The 5,434-nt window shown below is 50.4% G+C and carries 3 protein-coding genes; 2 read left to right on the top strand and 1 reads right to left on the bottom strand.

The window, feature by feature from the left end:
• The coding region (locus IQ235_RS17790; protein ID WP_264322759.1) for a DUF8692 domain-containing protein at positions 1–479 on the bottom strand (479 nt) is incomplete at its 3' end.
• A gap of 197 nt (positions 480–676) precedes the next feature.
• On the opposite strand from IQ235_RS17790, the gene IQ235_RS17785 reads away from it, so the two are divergent.
• Together IQ235_RS17785 and IQ235_RS17780 are read left to right on the top strand one after the other, a co-directional pair.
• Positions 677–3,193, top strand: coding sequence for a beta strand repeat-containing protein (locus IQ235_RS17785; protein ID WP_264322758.1), 2,517 nt, complete (start codon positions 677–679; stop codon positions 3,191–3,193).
• Positions 3,194–3,352: 159 nt separating this feature from the next.
• Positions 3,353–5,371: a filamentous hemagglutinin N-terminal domain-containing protein gene (locus IQ235_RS17780; RefSeq protein ID WP_264322757.1), complete on the top strand. Its 2,019-nt coding sequence runs from the start codon at positions 3,353–3,355 to the stop codon at positions 5,369–5,371.
• Positions 5,372–5,434 lie beyond the last annotated feature (63 nt).

Below are 5,434 nucleotides of genomic sequence, written 5' to 3'. Positions count from 1 at the left end.
AAAATAAAGAATCCCAAAATTCCCCAGGACATTTCGGTGCGATAGCCTTTCCAAAGCCCAATAAAATCTCGATAGAATAGAACGGGAAGGCTAGCAACAATACCAAAATAAATACCAAACCAGTCTCGATTATCTAATGGTAAAACATGATGTAACTTCAGATGAATTTTAAAGATTTCATCAATGGAGCCGTAAATGAGTAAAATGCCGAGGGTTAGCATGAATTTATGAGAGGGCACAGCTGAAGAGCGCGGCAATACTCGAAACATCACCAAAGCAATAAAACCGATCGCAAATAAATGTAATGCTTGCAAGCAAGAAGAAACCGTCATTTGACCGTTCATATCAAAAGGGGCGTAGGGAATTCCCGAAATCGAGATACTGCCGAGATAGATGAAAACGATGGCAACCTCAAACGCGATCGCTCCTTTCAAAACGATCGGCGTCACCTTTTTGACTTGACCTGTGGTAAGATTCATCAAAATTATTCTATTCGAAGTGCTATTCAAAACTACTCCTTGCAGTGTATTAATTCCGTAAAAGCTTGAAGTTAATTGAAGGAATAAGAACGTTAATTAAAAAATTAGAAAGACGTAACATATTATTTTAAAATCGACCGTGTTGCCGATCTCAAAAGTCTCGCTCTCGACACCAATTTCTCGGAGGTTGCCAGCAGATGAAACAAGCAGACTCATTTTGGCTCGCCGTCAGCGTTTCTGTGGCTGGCACGATCGCCTGTCCATTGGCGATCGCTCAAATCGTCCCCGATGGCACCCTACCCGTCAATTCGATCGTCACTCCCGATGGCAATACCTTCACCATTGAAGGGGGAACCGCAGCCGGAAGTAATCTTTTCCATAGTTTCGGAGAATTTAACGTTCCCGCCAACGACATTGCCCACTTCAACAACGATCTGACGATCGAAAACACGATCGCCCGCGTCACCGGAGGCAACGTATCCAACATCGACGGACTCATCCGTGCCAACGGAACGGCGAATCTATTTTTAATTAATCCAGCGGGTTTGATGTTCGGACCTAACGCCAGCTTAGATATTGGCGGTTCGTTTGTGGGGAGTACCGCTTCGGCGGTGCAATTTGAGGATGGCAGTTTCTATAGTGCGGTGGATGTGGATGCGCCGCCATTGTTGACGGTTAACGTGCCGATTGGCTTGCAATTTGGACCCCAACCCAGTGCGATTTCAGTCGAAGGTGAGGGGCATCGCTTGAGGTTTGAAGAAAAACTACTAGCATCAGGGCAGGAAACAGACATTCTCAATCGAGAAGATCGACCCCCAGGACTCCAGGTACGACCCGATCGGACTTTAGCATTGGTGGGGGGAAACATAAACCTTGTTGGGGGCAATCTCACTGCCCAAGGGGGACGGATCGAACTCGGCAGTGTTGCCGGTAATAGTACCGTCATTCTTTCCCCAATTGCATCGGGTTGGCAGTTGGGATACGACGGTGTTGAAGAGTTTGGAGATATTCGTTTTACCGGCGCTGCATCTATCGATACTAGCGGTGCTGGGGCGGGGGCAGTGCAAGTGCAGGGGCGATCGCTTTATCTTACAGATGGTAGTGCGATCGTGGCGGTAACGTTGGGAGACGAAGCTGGAGGAGAGGTCTCCATCCGCACCACAGAGTCTGTAGAGTTTGTCGGAACGACTCCTGGAGGCGAAATTCAGACCGGTATCATCGCAGATGTCGAATTGGGTGCAACGGGTGACGGGGGCAATGTCATCCTTGAGACGGAACGCTTCCTGGCTCGGGATGGAGGATTCGTCAACGCTTCAACCCGAGGTGGAGGCAATGCGGGAACTTTGACAGTCGAGGCATCGGACGTAATATTGGCAGGCGTTCGAGTTTTTCCTTCACCAACGGGTTCGGGAAACCCAGACGTAGACGCTAGTGGGTTGTTCTCTCAAGTCTCCCCAGGAAGTACCGGGATGGGTGGAACGATCGAGATTGATGCAAATCGCTTGGTTGTTGACGGGGGAGCCAAAATTTCCACGGTTACCCGAGGTGAGGGGAATGCGGGTAGTATCGAGATCCGCGCCGCAGAATCCGTTGAAATTTTAACCCAACCCGTGGCCCGAAAAGAGAGGCCTCTTCCGTCTTCCTTGCGAGCGGCAACAGATCGAACAGCGACAGGAGACGGAGGGGATTTGACAATTCATACCGATCGCTTGCTTGTTGTGGGAGGGTCAGATCTAGCAACCACCACCCGAGGTATGGGAAATGCGGGGGATTTGATGGTTACTGCCAACGATATCGAATTGAGGGGTTTTACTTTCAATCAGAGAGAAAGACTTGTGCCCAGTCGATTGGAAGCTCAATCTAACACAATTGCTAGTGGAAACGCCGGGAATTTAACGGTTCGTGCCGATCGATTGAGTCTAGTCGATGGTGCCAAAATTTCCGTGGAAGGTCAAGGGACGGGAGCAGCGGGAAACTTAAGTATCGCAGCCGAGACTGTTTTGCTCGATGACAGTCCCCTGAGTGCCACTACAACCCAGGGCGATCGAGGAAATATTCACCTCGACATTGCTGATTTGCGGTTGCGAAACGGCAGTTCAATTACCACCGAAGCCCAAAATAACTCTGATGGGGGCAATATTACCCTCGCAACTGAGACCCTATTGCTGTTCGAAGACAGCCTTATCAACGCCAATGCCTTTGAAGGCACGGGGGGCAACGTTCAAATCGCCGCGAGTGGCATTTTTACCGATCGCAATAGCACCATCACCGCCAGTTCCCAACGCGGCATCGACGGAACCATTATTATTAATACCCCCGATGTCGATCCGAGCAACGGGTTGCTAGAACTGCCCGACACTCCCATTGATGTCACCTCTCTCATCGGGCAAGATCCGTGCTTGCAAGGGTCCGGGAGTGAATTGGTCAGTACCGGACGGGGAGGATTGCCGCCCACTCCTCGGGAAGCTTTACGGGGAGACGAGGGGTTTGTTGAGTTGGTGAAACTCGATCCTCCCGACGATCGTGCCACCCGTGAAGAAATCTCGGAATCCGAACCCCAATTCGATCGCCTCGTTGAAGCCCAGGGTTGGATTCTCGGACCCGATGGCGAAGTGATTTTGACGGTAAATCCTCCCACGGTAATACCCCACGAGGCGAGTGTTGTTCCCGATCTCCCAACTGCGGTTTTCGATCGCCGGGCTTGCAGATTTTAGACTGACACTAAGGTCTGAAGTTTGAACGTTTATCGTGCTTTGCCATCAGTTTATCTACACGATCGATGAAATCAACTTTTTCCATTCCCCGTTCCCGAGGTCGAAAAACTTATAACAATACCTGCGCGAACATCATCTATATCTATTGAGGAGATGCAGATGCAACGAAAAACTTATAGCTTTGGGATGCTTGTTAGCCTTGCCCTCGGTTATTTGGTCTCGAGTCAAGGGGCGATCGCTCAAATTGTCCCCGATGGTACTTTACCCAACAATTCGATCGTTACCCCCGATGGCAATATCCTGACGATTGAGGGTGGAACCCCAGCCGGTGGAAATCTCTTCCACAGTTTTCAAGAATTTAACGTTCCGACGGGAACTGAAGCCTTCTTTAATAACGCCGCCACCGTCGATAACATCATCAGTCGCGTCACGGGAGGGAACGTATCCAATATTGACGGAATCATCAGTGCTAACGGAACGGCCAACCTATTCCTGATTAATCCAGCGGGTTTGGTATTCGGACCCAATGCCAGCTTGGATATTCGCGGGTCATTTGTGGGCAGTACCGCTTCGGCGTTGCAATTTGAAGATGGCAGTCTTTACAGTGCGGTGGATGTGGATGCGCCGCCATTGCTGACAGTTAACGTGCCGATTGGCTTGCAATTTGGACCCCAACCCGGAGCGATTTCAGTCGAAGGTGGGGGGCATAACTTGAGGCTTGAAGAACGAGAACTTGCACCAGAGCAAGAAGTCGATATTCTCATCAGAAACGATCGACCCCCAGGACTCCAGGTCAAACCCGATCGAACTTTAGCGTTGGTGGGGGGAGATATAAATCTCGTTGGCGGAAATTTAACCGCCCCAGGAGGTCGGATCGAACTCGGGAGTGTGGAGGGAAACGGTACGGTTGCATTAACCCCCATGGCAGCGGGTTGGCAGTTAGGATACGACGGCGTTGGGGAGTTTAGAGATATTGTTTTTTCCGGAGGTGCATCCATCGATACCAGCGGTCCAGGAGCGGGGGAAGTGCAAGTGCAAGGGCAATCGCTTTCTCTGACTGGTGGCAGTGTGATTCTGGCTCTGACGTTGGGGGATGAAGCTGGAGGTGATGTCACCATCCACACCACAGAATCGGTAGAATTCGTCGGCACGACTCCTGATGTTGAGATTGAGAGCGGTCTTCGGGCAGAAGTCGAATTTGGCGCAACTGGAAGTGGGGGAACAGTAAGGATTCAAACGGAACGCTTCCTCGCCCAGGATGGAGGATCGGTTTCAGTTGCAACTCGAGGTGGAACCAGACAGGGCGAAGGAAATGCAGGAAATTTGATGCTGGAGGCAACAGATGTAATCTTCAGGGGAATTCGGGAAATGAATGGGAGGAAAAAGCAGGCTGGCTTATTTTCTCAAGCGTTGCCAGGAAGCGCTGGAAATAGTGGAGATATCGAGGTTCGGGCAGAACGGTTTGTTGCAAATGAAGGGGGAAGAATCGCTACTAGCACCTTCAGTCGAGGAAATGCAGGTAGTATCACGATCTACGCTACAGATTTTGTGGAAATTGTCACCCCAGATTCTGATGTATCCTCTACTCCATCTGTCCTACGGACAACAACCGGTCGCGGATTTACGGGACGCGGGGGGAATGTGACGATCTACACGAATCACCTGAGTGTTTTTGGGGGTTCGGAGATTGCCGCCACCACACAAGGAAGGGGAGATGCAGGAGATTTGACCGTTCGAGGGAGCGTCATCGAGCTAGAGGGTACCCGACTCAATAATAGGCAGAAGATCGTTCCCAGCCGACTGGAAGCTCAAGTCAACCCTAGGGCCACTGGCAATGGTGGTGATTTGACCGTAGTAGCCGATATCTTAACCCTTAGAAATGGCGCGAGAATCTCCGCAGGCACACAGGGTTCGGGGAATGCGGGGGATATCAATATTACTGCGACTGAAATCGATCTGAGCGGGGGGCGAGAATTCACAATGGCACTGAGGGGAGGGAAAGAATTTATTGATGAATTACCCAGTGGTGTGGTGGTCGAGGTGAGTGCAAGCAGTGAGGGAGATGGAGGCAATATTAGGGTCAATACATCTGATTTACGGCTGCAAGACGGCATGACCATTACTACCGCAGCGCGGAATAACCCTCTTCTGTCACTCTCCGTTTTTTTGTATGATTAGTAATTTCCCAAGACCTAGTAGATTGAGCAATACGGCGTTTGACAAGCGAATTTTGACAAATTT

It is taken from the genome of Zarconia navalis LEGE 11467, from assembly GCF_015207075.1.
In the GTDB taxonomy this organism is placed as follows: domain Bacteria; phylum Cyanobacteriota; class Cyanobacteriia; order Cyanobacteriales; family Geitlerinemataceae; genus Zarconia; species Zarconia navalis.
This window is presented reverse-complemented; position numbering and strand designations above follow the sequence as displayed.